16 protein-coding genes are annotated in these 17567 nt (G+C 57.1%); 9 read left to right on the forward strand and 7 right to left on the reverse strand.

Translation table 11 applies throughout. From position 1 onward, the window contains the following. Positions 1 to 61 precede the first annotated feature (61 nt). Entirely contained in the window at positions 62 to 688 is a 627-nt protein-coding gene (locus MB02_RS12565; protein WP_170304731.1) for a TetR/AcrR family transcriptional regulator, read from the reverse strand. 277 nt (positions 689 to 965) lie between these two features. Between MB02_RS12565 and MB02_RS12570 the strand changes: the two genes are divergently transcribed. The 5 genes from MB02_RS12570 to MB02_RS12590 all read left to right on the forward strand — a co-directional run bounded on the left by MB02_RS12570 (position 966) and on the right by MB02_RS12590 (position 8623). Continuing rightward, entirely contained in the window at positions 966 to 2273 is a 1308-nt protein-coding gene (locus MB02_RS12570; RefSeq protein WP_170304732.1) for a DUF1214 domain-containing protein, read from the forward strand. A gap of 91 nt (positions 2274 to 2364) precedes the next feature. Continuing rightward, positions 2365 to 4755: a TonB-dependent receptor gene (locus tag MB02_RS12575; RefSeq protein WP_235829505.1), complete on the forward strand. Its 2391-nt coding sequence runs from the start codon at positions 2365 to 2367 to the stop codon at positions 4753 to 4755. A gap of 138 nt (positions 4756 to 4893) precedes the next feature. Next, positions 4894 to 6768, forward strand: a complete 1875-nt coding sequence (locus MB02_RS12580) for a DUF3604 domain-containing protein (protein ID WP_170304733.1) — start codon at positions 4894 to 4896, stop codon at positions 6766 to 6768. Further along, positions 6765 to 7616 carry a peptidyl-prolyl cis-trans isomerase gene (locus MB02_RS12585; protein ID WP_170304734.1) on the forward strand — a complete coding sequence of 284 codons (852 nt, stop codon included), beginning with the start codon at positions 6765 to 6767 and terminating at the stop codon, positions 7614 to 7616. Before MB02_RS12580 ends, MB02_RS12585 begins: the two co-directional genes overlap by 4 nt. 83 nt (positions 7617 to 7699) lie before the next feature. Next, positions 7700 to 8623 (forward strand): HupE/UreJ family protein, encoded by a 924-nt coding sequence (locus MB02_RS12590; RefSeq protein WP_170304735.1) that lies wholly within the window; start codon positions 7700 to 7702, stop codon positions 8621 to 8623. Positions 8624 to 8749: 126 nt separating this feature from the next. On the opposite strand, the gene MB02_RS12595 is transcribed toward MB02_RS12590, so the two are convergent. Genes MB02_RS12595 through MB02_RS12605 form a run of 3 tightly spaced genes read right to left on the reverse strand, consistent with a single transcriptional unit; the run spans position 8750 to position 10887 of the window. After that, entirely contained in the window at positions 8750 to 8971 is a 222-nt protein-coding gene (locus MB02_RS12595) for a hypothetical protein (protein WP_235829506.1), read from the reverse strand. Next, entirely contained in the window at positions 8961 to 9179 is a 219-nt protein-coding gene (locus MB02_RS12600; RefSeq protein ID WP_067537940.1) for a hypothetical protein, read from the reverse strand. The genes MB02_RS12595 and MB02_RS12600 overlap by 11 nt, the downstream gene beginning before the upstream one ends. Before the next feature lie 22 nt (positions 9180 to 9201). After that, on the reverse strand, positions 9202 to 10887 hold the full coding sequence (locus tag MB02_RS12605) for an N-acyl-D-amino-acid deacylase family protein (RefSeq protein ID WP_067537943.1): 1686 nt from the start codon (positions 10885 to 10887) through the stop codon (positions 9202 to 9204). Between the two features lie 172 nt (positions 10888 to 11059). On the opposite strand from MB02_RS12605, the gene MB02_RS12610 reads away from it, so the two are divergent. Then, the gene (locus tag MB02_RS12610) at positions 11060 to 11698 is read left to right on the forward strand and encodes a TetR/AcrR family transcriptional regulator (protein WP_067538112.1); all 639 of its coding nucleotides are present in this window, start codon (positions 11060 to 11062) and stop codon (positions 11696 to 11698) included. Between the two features lie 258 nt (positions 11699 to 11956). Next, positions 11957 to 12808, forward strand: coding sequence for a Coq4 family protein (locus MB02_RS12615; RefSeq protein ID WP_067537947.1), 852 nt, complete (start codon positions 11957 to 11959; stop codon positions 12806 to 12808). 68 nt (positions 12809 to 12876) lie between these two features. Here MB02_RS12615 and MB02_RS12620 read toward each other — a convergent pair whose 3' ends face one another. Further along, positions 12877 to 13479 (reverse strand): TetR/AcrR family transcriptional regulator, encoded by a 603-nt coding sequence (locus tag MB02_RS12620; RefSeq protein ID WP_067537950.1) that lies wholly within the window; start codon positions 13477 to 13479, stop codon positions 12877 to 12879. Between the two features lie 192 nt (positions 13480 to 13671). Continuing rightward, a complete protein-coding gene (locus MB02_RS12625; protein WP_067537952.1) occupies positions 13672 to 14265 on the reverse strand; it encodes a TetR/AcrR family transcriptional regulator in 594 nt (197 codons plus the stop codon). A gap of 67 nt (positions 14266 to 14332) precedes the next feature. Here MB02_RS12625 and MB02_RS12630 point away from each other — a divergent pair, with 67 nt between their 5' ends. Together MB02_RS12630 and MB02_RS12635 are read left to right on the forward strand one after the other, a co-directional pair. Then, positions 14333 to 15589, forward strand: a complete 1257-nt coding sequence (locus MB02_RS12630) for a cytochrome P450 (RefSeq protein WP_067537955.1) — start codon at positions 14333 to 14335, stop codon at positions 15587 to 15589. Positions 15590 to 15672: 83 nt separating this feature from the next. After that, positions 15673 to 16590 carry a ketopantoate reductase family protein gene (locus tag MB02_RS12635; RefSeq protein WP_067537958.1) on the forward strand — a complete coding sequence of 306 codons (918 nt, stop codon included), beginning with the start codon at positions 15673 to 15675 and terminating at the stop codon, positions 16588 to 16590. A gap of 19 nt (positions 16591 to 16609) precedes the next feature. Here the strand turns inward: MB02_RS12635 and MB02_RS12640 are convergent, their stop codons facing one another. Further along, positions 16610 to 17371: an IclR family transcriptional regulator gene (locus tag MB02_RS12640; protein ID WP_067537961.1), complete on the reverse strand. Its 762-nt coding sequence runs from the start codon at positions 17369 to 17371 to the stop codon at positions 16610 to 16612. Positions 17372 to 17567 lie beyond the last annotated feature (196 nt).

The following is a 17567-nucleotide window of genomic DNA, read 5'->3' on the forward strand; positions in this document are numbered from 1 at the left end:
GGGCAATCCCCTGGCCGTGGATGGGGCATCGGCCGGGGGTGTCTTAGCTGTGGAGTGGTGCCTAGCGGCCCTCTATTTCCAGAACTGCTCTGGCAGTCTTGCGAAGTATGGATTTGAAAGTTCCCACTTCCACGGGATCTTCCGGTCGATACGCATGTTCATCTGCCAGTTGTTCGGCATTGCATACATAGTGAAGAATGCTGCCGCTCAGCAAATTGACGAGGTACATGGAATCGACGTTGGTAAAGCGGCCTGAAGAGATCCCCTCACGAATAATGCCTCGCAGAAGGCTGAGGACATCGGAGGAATAAGTTTCAGGGTAAAGGTCGTTTGAAGAGGCGTTGGCGCAGCTGCGCAGGATGATCCTGGCCGCGCTGGGGCGGGCGACCATGAAATCGAGCCAGGCTTCAGTCAGTAGCATCAAACGTTCCCAAGGGTCGGTTGCCCCCGAAAGACGGCTCTGCGTGAAAGCGAGCAGGTCCGTATGGATTCTGCCGGTCAGTTCCTGAAACAGCTCCAGCTTGCTTGGGAAGTAATAGAAGATTCCTGCCTGGCGGATGCCGACGTCCTCTGCGATCATCTCCAGACGAGCCGCATCATAGCCGAATTCGGCAAACCGTTGTTCCGCAGCAATCAGGATGGCGCGCCGAGTGGCTTCGCCTTTGGTCAGCTTCCGTCCAGACGACACCGCACTCATTCCCATTGTTGCAAAATCGCGTTGGACCAAATTCGCAGGTTCGCTTGATTCCGTCAATCCACACTTACTCATAAGTCAAAAAGAAGCATCAATGCTGCAATATGAAATCTCAATTTTTTCGCTAATTTTCGAGGATTTCCCCTGCTAAAATTTTTCTACTTGTTATTCAGTAAATTTTCTCTCACCTTGATGTGTACCGAATCCTGAGGGGTGCTGCTGGGCTGCTGTTCTCGCCGTACCGCCGCAAAAGATGGGGAGGGGGAGAGACATGGACATACTGGAAGCTGGCATGATGCTATCGCGCAGGCAGGCATTGGGCAGTTCGTTGGCTGCTGGCGGAGTGCTCAGCGGATTACTGCCCGTTGGACTGACTGGCTCCGCGCTCGCATCGGAACCGGGATATTCCGATGCCGATTTCCTGAAACGTTTCGACGGTGTGTTAGGGAGCATTCGCCGGGCGGCGGAAACGGCCTTTTCGAGAAGCACGGCTCACCAACCTGCTGCTCGTGCCATGGGCCTGTTGCATATCATGAACAACATTGCCCTGGGGTTGGCATTCAATGTTCATGACGATGACCCGATGAATCCGGAGCTGTTCCGTTACATGGGTTACGACCGCAAGCAGGGCGGGGACAATCAGGATGCGCTTTATCTGGGCGTTCCGGTCGATGCGAGCCAGACCTATCGTCTCTACGGCAACCGGGGGACAGCAAAATACATTTCTCTGACCACGGTTGAACGGGGCTCATCGCCGTGGGGTGGCGGCATGGGTGCGGGGCTGTTCGCGCAGGATCTGGAAGTGGGCCCCGATGGCGACTTTGAAGTGATCTTCAGTGCGACGCCACATCCGGAGAACTGGCTCAAACTGACGCCTGCCGATTTCCGTGTGACTATTCGTCAATTCTTTGCCGACTGGGAAAATGAGCGCCCGATGCGCGCCAGGATCGAGCGTATTGGGCCTCCTGCTTCGCCACCATTGATGACCGCCGAGAGGATCATGGAGTCGCTTGAGGCTACCGGGCAATGGATCGAAAATACGATAACATTCTGGCAGGACACCATGGATCTGTTTCGGCGTACGCCGAACCAGTTTGTAAGCTGGCGCAGTCTGACCGGTGATAAGCTTAACGCCACACCCGGCGGAGAGCCATCCTGCGGTGTCTGGCAAGTGCCTGAAGGCATGGCACTTGTGCTCCGTACGCGGCCACCGGAATGCCAGTTCTGGAACATCGAATTCAACAATCCCTGGTGGGAAACCAACGATTACCGTTACCGCCTGACCGGTACCAACATGCACCATGCGGCTTTGGAAGACGATGGGGAACTCATCGTGGTTATCGCACACGAAGATCCCGGTATTCCGAACTGGCTGGATACGGCTGGCTTCACGGAAGGAATGATGGGGCGGCGCTGGATCTTCTCGGACACATCACCCGAAATTGAATGTAATTTGGTGCGTCAGGATGCGTTGTTCGATCACCTTCCCAAGAATGTGAAACGCATGGATGCTCAGCAAAGAGCAGAGCAGGTCGCTGCCCGGCGGCGCGGAATCTACAATCGTTTCAACTGGATGTAGCTGAAATATCAAATTCGGCCGAATGAGGCTGGAATAAAAGAAGGCGCCTGCACCAGGTCGCGTCGGGCGCACGTCAACAGGGAGAGAGAGTATGAAAGCCAGAATGATGGCGTGGTGCGGGTCGGTATCGCTTGCGGCGATGGCAATGTACCTGCCGCAATCCGCATTTGCGCAGGAAAGTACTGCTCAGAGCACTGAAAAGTCTGGCTCCGGGCTGGGGGAAATTATCGTTACTGCCCGGCGCACTGCGGAATCCATGCAAAGCGTTCCCGTCGCGGTTACCGCACTAAGTGGCAGTTTTCTCGATTCACAGAATATAGTCGATGTGACGTCAGTGCCTCAGTTCACCCCGAACCTGAGCATCATGGCTCAACCGGGCAGCCCAACTGCGGCGTCGGTGTTCATTCGCGGAATCGGTAACCAATTGCCCAGCGCGGCGGCGGAACAGGGCGTCGGGATCTACATCGATGGCGTCTATGTGGCGCGTGCAGCCGGGGCCTTGTTCGATCTGGTGGATCTCGAACGGATCGAGGTGTTGCGCGGCCCCCAGGGCACTTTGTTCGGCCGTAATACCGTGGGTGGTGCGGTGCAGCTCGTTTCGCGCAAGCCGCAGAATGAAATGGGTGTCCAGGTCAAGGCTGGATACGGTCGCTACAACGATTGGTCGGTAAAGGCTCGTGTCGACACCGGTTATATCGGCGGTTCGAATATCAAGGCGTCGATTGCCGGCATGCATCGGCAACGTGATGGCTATGTCGACAATCTGCTACAGCCCGACTCACGGGATCCTGGTTCGTTGAATGGCGATGCACTGATGATCAATGTGCAAGGCGACTTCGGCGATCTGACGGCAAACTATGCGTTTGATTACAATGATCGCCGGAGCAATTCCGGCTATTTCCAGATGATTGCCGCAACACCATTGAATCAGGCTTATTTCAGTCAATCAGAGGCACTTGGCGGCGATCCATTCATTATCAGTCCAACCCGCTTGGGGACAGGCTATGAGAATGGCTTCGTCGATACGTCGGGCAATCTACGCTACCGCAGCAAGGCCCGGATTTTCGGCCACTCGTTGACTCTCGAATACAGGGCTTCGGATGCGTTCACGCTCAAGTCGATCAGTGCCTATCGGGAATTCAAGCAAGATACGATCCTGGGGCTCGATGGCCAAGGCAATCTACTTGGCAAAGTCATCGACTTCTCATCACCCACGCTCGTTTCGGTGCAGCCGGTCGCCCTCTACAACGGCAACAATGCCGATCAGGATCAGTGGCAGTTCAGCCAGGAATTCCAGGCACTTGGTGACATGGGAGATATCTCCTACGTTGCCGGCGTTTACTACTTCAAGGAAAAGGCAGGAGAGAACCTGTTCCAGCTCATCACGCTGCCTATTCCGGTGCCTTACCTGACCCTCTACGGCTACGATCAGAAAACGGCTGACACCATCGCAGCGCAAAATCCGGGTTTGGATACTGTCGGCTTGAATCTCACTCCACGCCGGCCTTTCCAGGCGAGAGCGGAATCCATGGCCGCATTTGGTCAGGTTACGTGGCGCGCCACCGATCGGCTCGAACTGACCGGAGGGCTCCGCTATACGCACGACAAGAAGAGCCTGGTTCAAGGGGTTACGCCGACGTCAGCAAGCTCGGGCAAAGTATCTTACAACAACGTATCCTGGATGGCGTCGGCCAATTACAATCTCGATGATGATGTGATGGTTTATCTGCGTGCATCGTCCGGCTATCGTTCGGGCGGGTTCGTCGCAGGATCGGGGGCGCTGGCACCATCCTTCAGACCTGAAAAGGTCAAGGCCTTCGAAGTCGGTCTCAAGTCGGAATTTTTCGATCACAGGCTGCGTATCAATCTGGCCGCATTCTATACTGACTACAAGGATCTCCAGATCAGCCAGTTCGCGCCAAGCACGGGTGGCGTCACCACCATTGTGGTGAATGCGGCCTCTGCCACGCTGAAGGGGATCGAAGCGGAAGTGACCGCCATTCCCGTCGACGGTCTGACTTTCGACGGATCGCTTGGCTACACTCACGATAATTTCAAGAATTACGATTATCGCGATCCGGCAACTGACGAGATTATCAACATCGCGGACGAAGTGCGGCTGCCACAGGCTCCGAAGTTCAATGCCCATGTCGGTGCGCAGTATGAAATGCCAGTGGGCTCCATGACTTTGACCACGCGAGCAGATTATTCCTATCGCAGTACAGTCTACTTTCACAATCTCGATCGCGCAGCCCCGTTTAATCGCAATATTCGGTCAAGACCCGACCATAACCTGCGAGCGCGGATTTCATTGTCCGATATCGAGATCGGAAGCGGGCGTCTGGAAGTCGGTGTCTGGGGTAACAACCTGACCAATGACAAGAACATCGATTTCGGCATCGATTTTGGTTCGCTAGGCTGGGCTGCGGCCTCTTTCAAACAGCCGCGTACCTATGGCGTGGATGCCAAAGTAACCTTTTGACGACTGTCCTGCCGACCCTGTTCTCGCTTGTCCCGATCCCGGGTCAGCGGGAACAGGGTGGTGCAATGCCGTGTGCGGGGAGCGGGCGTAAACCTGTTTTCTGGAATCAGGCCGGGACAACAACAGGAGATGTTGGCGATGTTTCATCCATTCCCCAGAGGGGCGGTCTTATGTGCCACGCCATTGTTGCTATCGGTTCTGGCGGCGTGCGGTGACAGTCCGGCTGAAAGTGTCCCCCAGGCGAGCGTTGCTCCGGTCTTGGCGGAAAACCCGGACCGAAATGCTTATTTCGGGGAATTGCACCTGCATACGGCTCTGTCGTTCGATGCCTATATCATGGGTGCCCGGGTTGGCCTTGACGACGCTTACCGCTTCGCTCGTGGCGATGAAATCAACATGATGGGCCGGCCCATCCGGCGGGATGTGCCGCTGGATTTCATTTCCGTCACAGACCACGCGGAACAGATGGGTCTGGGAGTTGCCATCGGCGATCCGGAAAGCGAATTTTCCAGCACTGAATATGGGCAATCAGTGCGGCGCAGGCTGGCAGACGGAGGAAATCCGTTTGCATTGATGACGGAACTTTCCAGTTCGCCCGCCCGTGGGGTGCGCAGCGCAAGCATCTCGGCCTGGCAGAAGAGTGTCGAGGCTGCCAATCGGTATAACGACCCAGGCCGGTTTACGACGTTCATCGGCTACGAATGGAGTTCCACTCCCGGTAATCAGAACCTTCATCGCAATGTGATCTTTCGCGGTGATCAGGCACCATTTCCGTTTAGCTCTCAGGATTCTCCAAGGCCGGAAGACTTGTGGACCTATCTTGAGGCGAACCGGGCAAATGGGGTAGAATCGCTGGCAATTCCGCACAATGCCAATGCCAGTAACGGGCTGATGTATGATTGGCTCGACAGCAATCACCGGCCAATTGACGAAGCCTATGCGAAACGGCGGTTGCTCAACGAACCGCTCAGTGAAATCGTCCAGAACAAGGGGCAGTCCGAAACCCATCCGCTGCTGTCGCCGAATGATGAATTCGCGTCTTTCGAGATTTTCGACAAATTGTTCGGACCGGAAGAGAAACCAAGCAAATTGCCGGGCAGTTATGTTCGTGACGCTTATGGCCGGGGGCTCGTGCTGGAACGCCGAACGGGCTTCAATCCCTACAAGTTCGGGATGGCCGGAGGGAGTGATCTGCATGGCGGGTTGAGCAGTTCCAACGAACAGTCTTATGGTGGCAGCACGACCGTTCCTGCCGCGCGCATAGATCGGGAACAGGCGAAGAAAAGCCTCGGAATAATGAACGATCCGCAACGGACTTTGCCTTTGTTCGCAACAGGTTCGCCGGGATTGACCGGTGTGTGGGCGGAGACCAACACACGCCAGTCCATTTTCGATGCCATGCGGCGCAAGGAAACGTTTGCAACCTCTGGAACGAGGTTGAAGGTCCGCTTCTTCGCAGGTTGGGATTATGACGCTATTCAGCCGGGGAAGCCCGGGTGGGTCCATCAGGCTTATGCCAAAGGCACGCCGATGGGTGGCGACATGCAGGTGGCGGGACAGGGGCGGCATGGGCTGCGCTTCCTCGTGTGGGCTCTCAAGGATCCGAATGGTGCCAATCTTGATCGTGCGCAGATCGTGAAGGTCTGGCTTGATGGAGAAACACCGCGTGAACGGGTTTTCGATGTCGCGCTGTCTGGTGGTCGCAAGGTGAATTCTGCGACGGGTAAGGCGCCATCGGTTGGCAGTACGGTGGATCTCGAAACTGCCACCTACACCAACAGTATCGGGGCGGTCCAATTGACGGCAGGATGGGAAGATCCGACCTTCGACCCGTCACAGCCGGCGGTTTACTATCTCCGCGTGGTTGAAATTCCCACGCCCCGCTGGACCACAATTCTTGCTGTGCGGGAAGGCCTGCCCATTCCCCAAGGAACGCCCGCAACATTGCAGGAACGGGCCTGGTCATCGCCCATATGGTATCTTCCGGGAAGGATGGCGGGAGCCGGATCGTGATATCCGCGCGGGCCGTGTTGAGAGAGCCCCTGCTGCATTTTTTGCTGCTGGGTATGATGCTTTATGGCCTCGCCGCGGTACATGCCCGCGCGACCGACCCAAGGCGTATTGAAGTGACGCAAGGAGTGCTTGCCAGCCTCTCAGCGCGATACGAACAGCAATTCGGGGTGCGGCCCGGAAAAGAGCGCATGGAACAACTGGTCAATGACTATGTTGCGGACGAGGCGCTTTATCGCCGGGGGATCGAACTGGGCCTCGGGGCAGAAGATGAGGTGGTCCGTCGACGGGTCATTCAGAAAGTACGTTTCCTGGCGGAGGGAGAAGCCGCCCGCAATCCGTCCGATGAAACGCTGGCCGCCTATTTCCGGGCGCGTTCGGATCGCTATGCGACGCCCGCCCGCACCGCATTCAGGCAGCTCTACTTCAGTCCGGACAATGGCGGTGAGGCTGGTGCGCTTGATCGGGCCAGGACTGCACTGGCCCGGCTACGACGTGGTGCCCCCATTTCGACCATTGCTGATGATCCCTTCGTCGAGGGACGGCAGTTTGCTCTCCTGGATGACGGACAGATTGAACGCGCATTCGGGCTGGGAGACTTTGCAGCCGAGATTGCGGCGGCTCCGCTTGCCAAATGGTCCGGTCCGTTTCGTTCAGGCTATGGCTGGCATGTGGTGTTCGTTGACGATCGACGGCCCTCTCATACGCCGCGTTTCGAGGATGTCAGGGCAAGCATACGTGCCGACTGGTTGGATGAGGAGCAGGCACAAGTCCGGGAAAGAACGCTGGCAAAACTCCTGGAGGGCTTTGATGTCGTGCGGACGGATCGATCCAGTGTCGCAATGCCATGAAGGCTTTGCTTGTCATTTTCCTTTGGGTTTGCAGCTACGGAACAGCGGCGGCGCACGAGATACGTCCCGCTCTTCTGGACATTGTGCGTGATACGAAATCGATCTGTCATCTGACCTGGAAGCAGCCCATGATGGGGCAACAGACCGTTCGCCTTGTACCACACCTTTCAGGAGGCTGGACCGACGGCCCCCCGCAGGCCGAGCGATTGTTTAACACATATCGCCAACAACAGTGGTCCCATCCAGAATGCACGATCGGGGTTTTGGAGAACCAACGCATTGCAATCGAGGGGCTGGACGGCAGCATCACTGACGTTTTCGTCCGCATTGACTATGGGGATGGGCGGATGTTCCACACAATCCTGCGTCCGGGCGATCCCCCGCTTACACTTACTTCTGAAAAAAGCAGGGCATCTGCAGCCTCGGCATATCTTGGGCTTGGTATCGAACACATTCTGGAAGGGGTCGACCACCTCTCGTTTGTCCTGGCGTTGATTTTGCTGATTGGGTTTACCTCCCGGCTGGCGGTGGCCGTGACAGGGTTCACTCTGGCCCATAGTGTAACCCTGCTCGCAACCGCGCTCGGCCTGATCAGTCCATGGTCGCTTTTGATCGAGGCTCTGGTAGCGCTCAGCATCGCTTTCGTTGCCGCCGAGGTGCTGCGCGCGCGGCGCGGTTCGAGTAGCCTGACGATCCGCTGGCCCATTCTGGCGGCGATCGGGTTTGGCTTGATTCACGGTTTTGCGTTTGCAGGGGCCTTGGGTGAAATCGGCCTCCCGCCTGGCCAGTCCGTTCTGGCCCTTGCGCTGTTCAATCTGGGCGTCGAATTGGGGCAGATCCTGTTTGTGGTTTTCGTGATGGCAATTGCTGCGTTGGCTGTTCGCGCAGCCGGTACCTGGAAAGGCTTTGCACCTGCTCCGGCTTTTGTAGTCCGCATCGCGCCATACGCCATCGGTAGTTGGGCAACGTATTGGTTTCTTGATCGGACCGCGCAACTGTTCGTCTGAAGTATGAATTCTACCAAAATCAGCAGCTCACCGTTCTGCCAAACGCATATGACGACGGGGTGGAAGATGCATGGGCATCTGGCCAGCCCGTCGAAACCGGGCCGGCCAGATGCCTGTATTGGGGTGCTATATGTTGAGCACGCACCACGGCATGCCGACCAACTCGTTCGCCGTGGAGACATTGGCTTTGGCCATTACCGGTGCGAGATGTTCGTTCAGGATCTGCACCTGTGACGTGCCGCCGTTCGGGAAGCGGAGAACCACTGCCAGAGCGAATTCCCCATCGTGAGTGGCAGCGAAGCCAATGGATTCTATCGTTGCCGTCATTTCCTCGCGGTCAGGCTGCACGCGGTGCTTCGGTAAACACGATGTCGGAGGGGGTCATCCCGCCGCCGCCCGGTCGGAAGGCGAGGAACAGGTTCCAGCTCTGCAGCTTCTGCACCGCTTCCTGCAAAGGTTCTTCCGGAAACAGACGCTTGGCAAGAGTTTCCCAGTTGTCCCCCGCCTGTGGCTGGGTGAAGGCCCGCCGTGGCGGGATCGTGACGTCGTTCAGCATGGTTTGGCTCTCTTCTCGTGTTTCAGGCCGCTTCCGGCACGACGGCGCCGGTGCGTGTATCGGTGTAGCCCTTGTCCGCGTTGTAGGCCCGGCGACCGTTGACGAACACGTCGCGCACCCCTTGGGCATGACGAATGAAGCGATATCCGGGGGCCGGAAGGTCATGCACGGCAATTTCCGGGCCGCGGTCGATCGTTGCCGGGTCGAACAGAACCAGATCTGCCGCGTATCCCGGCTTCACCAATCCACGATCCTTGATGCCCCAGATCCGCGCCACGTCCTGCGTCAGTTTATGGACCGCCTGCTCGATAGATATCGCACCCAGTTCCCGCACGTACTTGCTGAACAGGTATCCGGTGTCGCCGTAAGTGGAGAAATTGGTGACATGGGCGCCACCATCGCCTGCGCCGATCCCGATCAACGGATCGGCAAGGAAATGGCCGATCTTGTCAGACCGGCTATGCCCAAGAGCTTCCAGACCGAAAGAGGTCTGAAGATCGTCATCCAGAGCGATATCGATTATTACGTCTGCCAGGTGACAGCCCCGCTCTTTCGCGAGATCCCCAAGGCGGCGGCCGACCAGACCTTCGCTGGCCTTGCCCGGGCGCTTCACGAAAGCGTCGGCAAAATCGAGATCGAGGCCGATGGGCATCATGAAATTGTTGATTTCGGCGCGGAGCTTTTCCCGGTGTTCGGGATCGCGCAGTTTAGCGAGCTTTTCTTCATGGGGAAGAAGCGTCGTCGCCCACCATGTCGGCAGCGTTGCAAACGTCGACATCGGTGCTGTCAGATCGAACGACAGGTCAATCGGCCGGGTTTGCATCTGGGGAACCACCCGCGCGCCGAATGCCGTCTGCAGGCGGATACGTTCATGTGCGATATCGACCAGATCGGGCGAAGAGTTGCTGTCAAACAGTGGCGAGAACGTGATGGTCAGGTTATGCTTGCGGGAAAGATCGGCCATAATGTCGATCCGCGCGCAAAGCAGATCGGGGTCCCAGAATTCGGGAACGATCTGCATGATCGCGCCATGTTCGCCAAGCGTCGCGCAGAGCGCGTCGAGTTCGCGTGGTTCCGCCAATCGGGCCGGGACCGGCATGTTTTCATGATCGATGTCCACCCAAGAACCGCTCATGCCGATGGCGCCTTCGCTCAGACATTCCGCCAGTACTTCCTGCATCTCGGCAATTTCTGCATCGGTGGCTGGACGCTTGCGGGCGTCTTCTCCCATCACCCAGAGGCGGATAAGGCTGTGACCGACCAATGGGGCGATGTTGATACCCAGTTGGCCCCGGATCGCCGCGATATATTCGCCGAACGTCTCCCAGTCCCAGGTCAGACCGGCGTCGAAGGCATTCTGCGGCATTTCTTCGATCTTGCGGAAGGTCGCGCCCAGCAGTTCGCGGTGGTCGGCCCGCACCGGAGCGAGACTGAGCGAACAGTTGCCAGGCACGATTGTCGTCACGCCATGTTCGAGAGCAGGCTGGGCAAGGCCGTCCCAGACCAACTGCGCATCATAATGGGTGTGTGGATCGATGAAGCCAGGGGAAAGGATCAGGCCCTCTGCGTCGATTGTTTCAGTGGCTTCTCCGGCTATATCGCCTACAGCGACGATCTGGCCGTTGCGAACGCCAACCGAACCGGTGAACGAAGGCCCTCCGGAGCCGTCGCAAATGCGGGCATTGGTAATGAGCAGATCGAAACTCATAGCTTCCTCTCCAGACTTCATAGGGATCACATATGCCGCTAATTTTTTCCGGCATCGTGTTATTTACAGTACATTGTGTATCGTATGACATTCTGGAAAAGGGGACAAGCTGGAAATTGATCTTTATCAAACGGCGGGGGTGCCGCGTCGGAGGCGCTGCGGGGAGAAGAAAATGACGGGTCGCACGACCGGAGAAAATAAGGAAAAACCAAAGCGGAGAGGCCCGGGGCGACCGCGTAACCCGGCTAACGATGCCGCCATTCTGTCCGCAGCGAGAGAGATATTGGCTACGCGTGGTTTTGATGCCCTGACATTTGAAGCTGTGGCACAGGCAGCGGGCATTTCCCGCGTATCAATCTACAGGCGATGGCCGAGCAAGGCTCATCTGGTGAATGACATTGCCAATCGCGGAAACGAGGAGTTTCCCGATGTAATCGAAGAGCGGGGCTGGGACGGTGAAGTGCGTGCGGTCCTGGCGCTGTTACATGATCGCTATAGCCAAAAGGACGTTGGGGCCGCTTCTATTGGCGCATTGGTCGCTTGGCAGAGAGACCCATCGTTGAGGGGGGAACTGGAAGCCTCGATCGAGGAGGATACGCGTGCTTCCTTTCGCCGGACGGTGGAAAAGGGAAAAGCGCTGGGAATGGTCCGTGACGACGTCGATAGCGATGCGGTGTTCGACATTGCTGTCGGGGCGATCATCTTTGGCAAATTATTCAGCTCCCTGGTGGATCGGACAATAGAGATCGAGCGGATCGTCGATGTCATCCTTAGGGGCACCGAGGCGCCGCAGGCTGGGCGGTGCGACTGAGGAAGCCATCGGGCCTTCCATCCGGACACAGGATTTGATGGCACGCGGCGATCAGGCGAATAGCTGGACCGATCACTGACGTCGGGCTTGTTCCGTTGCACGCATCTTGGTGCAATTTACGCGCTGTTGCGATTGACAGCTGCTGCCATATACAGCACATCATGTCCTGTAATTTCCGACGTAGAATGCGGAAACTGATTAAATCAATGAAGTCGGGGTGCGCCGTCGCGTGCCATATTGATACGAGGAACCTGAATCATGGCTACTGTGGTTGAGAAGCAAAAGGCTGGGGAACTCAGTGCGGCAGAAGCACGCTACCTTCAGGGGGCAAATGAACCTGCCAAGAGTAGCGTTCTTACGAGCACTTCCGAATATTTGAACAATCCACGCTTCCGGGACATCTATGCTCAGATGGGGTTGAAGCGGGACGGACATGATCTGCCCGGTGCCTATCTGATTCCCGATGTGCATCGTGCATTTGCCGAAGTGACGGACGGTGAAAGGCTGTTTGGCCTCGTCATGGAGGAAAAGGCACGCATTCCAGAGTTTGCGGAGTGGCTCGACGCCCGTTTCACAAGCAACTTCACTGTTGAAAGCTTGCGTGATTACGAGCCCGGAACGCTCGGCTCCCGCATCCATGATTTTATGGCTTCGAGCGGCATGGACATCGATTTCATGTTCCTCGCCGAAGCGGAAAACGATTTCGAATATCTGAACAAGCGTCGTGTGCAAAATCACGACATTGAACACATGGTCACTGGCCTGGATCCCAGCCCGGTAGGTGAGGTCGCGCTGATCGTTGCCAACACGATCGCGATCAACAATTATTTCGCGGAGCCGCTCGCCTCAGAACTCAATCGGTTCGGAACGTTCCTCACATCGACCGGACTGATGCGCATGGCATGCCACTATGGCGCGGTCGTCCCGGCGTATCTTGAAGGTATCGCAAGGGGTTATGCGTTGGGCGGGAAGCAGAAACGCCCGATGTTCATGATCAAGTGGGAAGATTATCTCGACTGGACGATCCCAGCCATTCGCGAAGAGTTCAATTTCGAAGATGGTCCGGAGGATGGCCACTGGACCTGGACGTTCGAAGCCAGCAAGGGATAATCTCGCGCTTTATGGCGGGACTTGATACCGGCGGATTGGGCAGCATCTGATGCTGTCCAATCCGGTGCTCACGAGTCCGCCAGCACGCCATTGATCACGATATTGCAGATTTCTTCGATGTGACGGTCGTCACAGGAGAGGTTGCTGAACAGAATCCTGTAAATGATGCTGCCCGTCAAAATGTCGAACAGGGCATCGACATCTATATCTTTCCGGGCGGTCCCACTTCGCTTGGCATCATTCACGATTTTGCGAAAGTTTTCCCGCGCACCTTCTTCAAGAGGATCGTGCACGGTGGATCGCAGGCTGGCGTCCGTAAAATAGGCATTGAACAGCCCGACGGATGCGGGCCCCATGGCAGGATCCTTGTAGCCCGAATAGATCTGTTCGACGACCGCGCGGATTTGCGCGCTGAAACCTTCCTCCAGAGGGGTATAGGTAAAGCCCTCTTCATTGCCGCGAATGATATCTGCGGCGATATGGGCCTTTGTCGGCCAGCGCCGGTAGATGGTGCCGCGGCTTACGCCGGTAGATTGCGCAAGGGCATCATATGTCAGCGCTTCGTAGCCATCGCTGGCCAGAAGCTTCTTGGCCGCCGCAAGGATTTTTGGGAAAACGTCCGGATTGCGCGGCCTGCCGCGTTCTCTTCGGGAAAAAGTCTTTTCTGCCAAACCCTGTCCTTTCCATCGCACACATCCCCCCTGGATAGGTACGGATAGTTCTTATTCTGCTGCCCGGAGGGGAGGGCGAGGTCAATAGTACCTGTGTTCGGACTGCGGTGTTTGGGCAGCGCGTCGATCTGCCTCCGGTAGGGGGAGTGAACGCGATGCAATCGCAAGCATACATGCAGAAAGAACGAGCGCTCAAAGGCGCAGGATCGCACGCACTATCATGCGGAAACTGTTTTCGTTGGCCCCGGTTGCCAGGAATCGTTCTGCCTGTCCCACAACTGCCAGTGCGGCGACAATCCTGCCCTCTGCTTCTGCAATGCTCAAACTCCCGCGCCTCAGTGTCAGCGCTTGGGCGAGCCGTCCAACGGCGTCACCGCGAAGTCGTTCCAGGCGACTTTTGTCCATGGCCTCCATATCGGCCACTGTGCCCTGCAGCAGAGTGATGATTGCTCCCTTGCTCATCGCATGATCGGCAAGGACATCCGCCAGTCGTTCGGGGCCCTCCAGGGCGGGATCTGATGCAGTTGCGGTTTCAATCGCGTCCATTGCTTCATCAACGGCAGCTTCCAGCAAAGCGAGGAGCAATTCGGTCTTGCCACTGAAATAGCGATAAATCCCCGGCCCGCTGATTCCGGAAGCCGCGGCGATCGCGTCGATACTGGCCCCGGCATAGCCATGGCGCTGGAACATGTCGGAGGCCGCAGCCAGGATCAGGGCGCGCCGTTCGGCTGGCGCCATGCGCGTGCGGCGGCCCTGCCTCAAGTCTGCATCGCCAGCATTCATCATTGCCCTCTAGCGCGCCGCTTCAGAAAACGCTAGTAAACGATCGTTCACTAAAGAGAAGAGGATAAATATGTCTCAGCGCCCGCTGGCCGATCCGGCTTGCTTCGATCCCGATTACTTCGCGGCTAATGGGTATCCTCATGAGGTGTGGGCTCGCATGAGGAAAGAGCAGCCGATTGCCTGGCACGACGATGGCATTCGCGAACCGTTCTGGGCCTTCACACGTTATGCGGACATCACGGCAATCGGTAAGGATAGCGACAACTTCATAAACGGGCCGGGGATTACCATCCTTCGCAAGGATCAGCCCATGGACGAGAGCACGCCGCGCATTCCCCTGATGCTCATGATGGACCCGCCCGAGCACCACAAGAATCGCATGATCCTGCGCGAACGCTTCAAGCCCAGTGTGATGCGCGCGCTGGAAGAACACATTATCGCGCGTTGCAGGGAAATCGCAGATGATGTTGCCGCTGCCCGTGTGGCTGCCGCGAGCGCTGGCGAAAGCGAGGTAATCGATTTTGTCGAAGCCATTGCCATGCGCCTGCCGCTCGACGTTATTCTCGAACTTCTGGGTGTTCCAACCAGCGACCGGGACCAGATGTATACGTGGAGCAATGCGGTTGTCGGTAGCGAGGACCCGGAATATGGAAATCTCGAACTGCCGAAAGAGGCGGTCATGGCGGCACAGCAGGCGATATTCGGGTATTTCATGCGGTTCATCACAGAACGCCGTGCATCTCCCGGTGAAGATCTGGTCAGCCTGCTTGTCGAGGCACGGATCGACGGAACGCCTTTGAATGATATGGAAATTCTGGGATTCTGCTTTCTTCTGGTTATTGCCGGAAACGAAACGACGCGCAACGCGACCAGTGGGGCGATGCTGGCGCTGATCGAAAACCCGGAAGCGCGTGCGATGCTGACAGCGGACCGTTCCGGCATGACGCAGGCAGTGGAGGAATTGCTGCGCTGGGTCACGCCTATCGTTTATATGGCGCGTACCGCGACACGCGATGTCGAGATTGGGGGGCAGACTGTGCGAAAGGGCGAGAAGGTTGCGCTATTCTATCCCTCGGCCAATCGTGACGAGAGCGTGTTCGAGGATCCATTCCGCCTCGATCTGGCGCGCAAGCCGAACCGTCATCTGACGTTTGGTTTCGGTCGCCACAGTTGTCTCGGTAATGATCTGGCTAGAATCGAATTGCGCGCTGTTCTGAACGAGATATTGGCGCGCTTCCCCGACCTTGAGTTGGCAGGGCCTGTGAGCCGCCTGCGCTCTAACTTCGTCGGGGGCATCAAGCACATGCCTGTGCGCCTCGTGCGCTAAATTCGTCGATCCATGCGATTGCTTCTGCCCATTGCGAGCAGTGGGCAGATGACGTTCGCGCACCTTTCCATTAGCGTGCGGAAATGGCGCGTATTGTTATCATAGGGGCAGGTGCTCTCGGGCGCTTCTTTGCGGCGAGCCTGGCGGATGCTGGTTACGATGTTGTCATGGTTGCGCGTGAACCGGGATTTACCAGCCTGAGGTCTGATGGAGTGCAATTATATCGTGAGGGTGTCCATTCGCATGTCAGAGTGGCTGTCCGGCAGGATTGTCTCTCTATCCCGGATGCTGACCTCGTACTGGTTTGCACGAAAGCAGCCGACCTGACGGATGCCCTGGAACTTGCCGCGCCATTGGCATCGGTGAGGCCGGGCATCGTGACGGTGCAGAATGGGGTCGAGGCGCCGATACAGGTCATGACCCGCTTTCCCGCGGTGCCGGTGATCGCTTCGCGGGTGCATGGTTTCTTTGAAGTGCGGATGGGTGTCGTGCATCATGTCGGTGTCGCCCCCTCGCTGGCGTTCGGCCTCGTTTCCCAAGGCGGTCAGGAAGTGGTGGACCTTTTCCAGGGAGTTCTCGCCAAGTGCGGGATCGGACATAAGCACTCGACAGACATCTGGCGCGATTTGTGGGAGAAATTCCTGCTGGCCGCGTCTCTGGGCGGGGTGGGCACGGCACTGCGCTGCGATGCCGGAAGGATCAAGGAAACCGACGAAGGGCAAGGGATGCTGGCCGATGCGATGAACGAGATCGCGGGTCTTGCCGAGATGAAAGGGATTGCGCTGGGTACGGACTGTGTGGCGCGGACACTGGCTTTTGTGAACGGATTTCCCCCGGACGCGACGACGTCCATGCAACGTGACATCGAGAGCGGGCGGCAATCCGAATATGATTGCCTGACCGGCGCCGTATTACGCATGGCGCGTGAATGTGGACTGGACGTCCCGATCCATGAGAGAATTGAACAGAAAATTCAGGCCAGAGGGCTGTTGCGCGGGTAACTCGCCAGTGAGGGGGCGATTATGCCGATTGCACCCTTTGTTCGATCTCATGGGCGGTTTCGAATAACAGCTTCCTGACGCGTTTTTCGCGTGCTTCATCCATGGCGGCGACGTTGCGGGAAATGGAAATGGCGGCGATTACCCGACCGTCGGCCATATGGATCGGTGCAGCGATGCAATATAAGTCTTCGGCAATCTCGCCGTCGTCGACTGCGAAGCCCTGGTCCTTCACCGCCTTGAGTTCTTCTGCCAGACGATGTGGATCGGTGATGGTCCTGTCGGTCAAAGGGACGAAGGGGCCATTGGCCAGGTAGCTGCGAAGATGGTCGTCGGGCAGATGGGCGAGCAGGACTTTACCAATGCCGGAACAGTATGCTTCGAGCTGCATGCCCACCTTGGTGAACATGTCGCTTGCTCCTTGCCCGGTCTTGATACGGTAGGTCACCATGTCATTTTCGAAGGTGCCCAGCTGGACAATACTGCGGACCTGGCTTGCCAGCTTGTGAAGGATGGGAGCTGCTACATTGGCAATCACCTGCTTCTCGTCGAGCCGATGCAGGAGGCTGAGAAGTCTGGGGCCGGCAATGTGCTGGTAACTGCCGGATGACGCGAGGTAACCTTCCGCTACCAGAGTTGCGACCTGCCGGTGCGCAGTGGCTACAGGAATGCCCGCCTCACGTGCAATTGCCGAAACAGATCGTTCCCCGCCATCGGCAATGACCGCTTCCAGCATGGTGAGCGTGCGTTGCAGAGATGAGATGAGAGGAATGCCTTTACTCATAATATGAGAAATTAGGCAGGGGTGCGTCTGGATTCAAGATGGTTGTGCAACTAGGTGGGGTGCACGGGCCGAGACGGGCTTTCACTCCGGATAACCACGACCGGGGGGATTGTTTGCAAAACGGCGATGCCAGTTTTTGATTATGGGAAGATGTGATCATGCAAAGGATAAAGGCTGCGATAATTGGTTCTGGTAA

Source organism: Croceicoccus estronivorus (assembly GCF_001625325.1).
Lineage (GTDB): Bacteria > Pseudomonadota > Alphaproteobacteria > Sphingomonadales > Sphingomonadaceae > Caenibius > Caenibius estronivorus.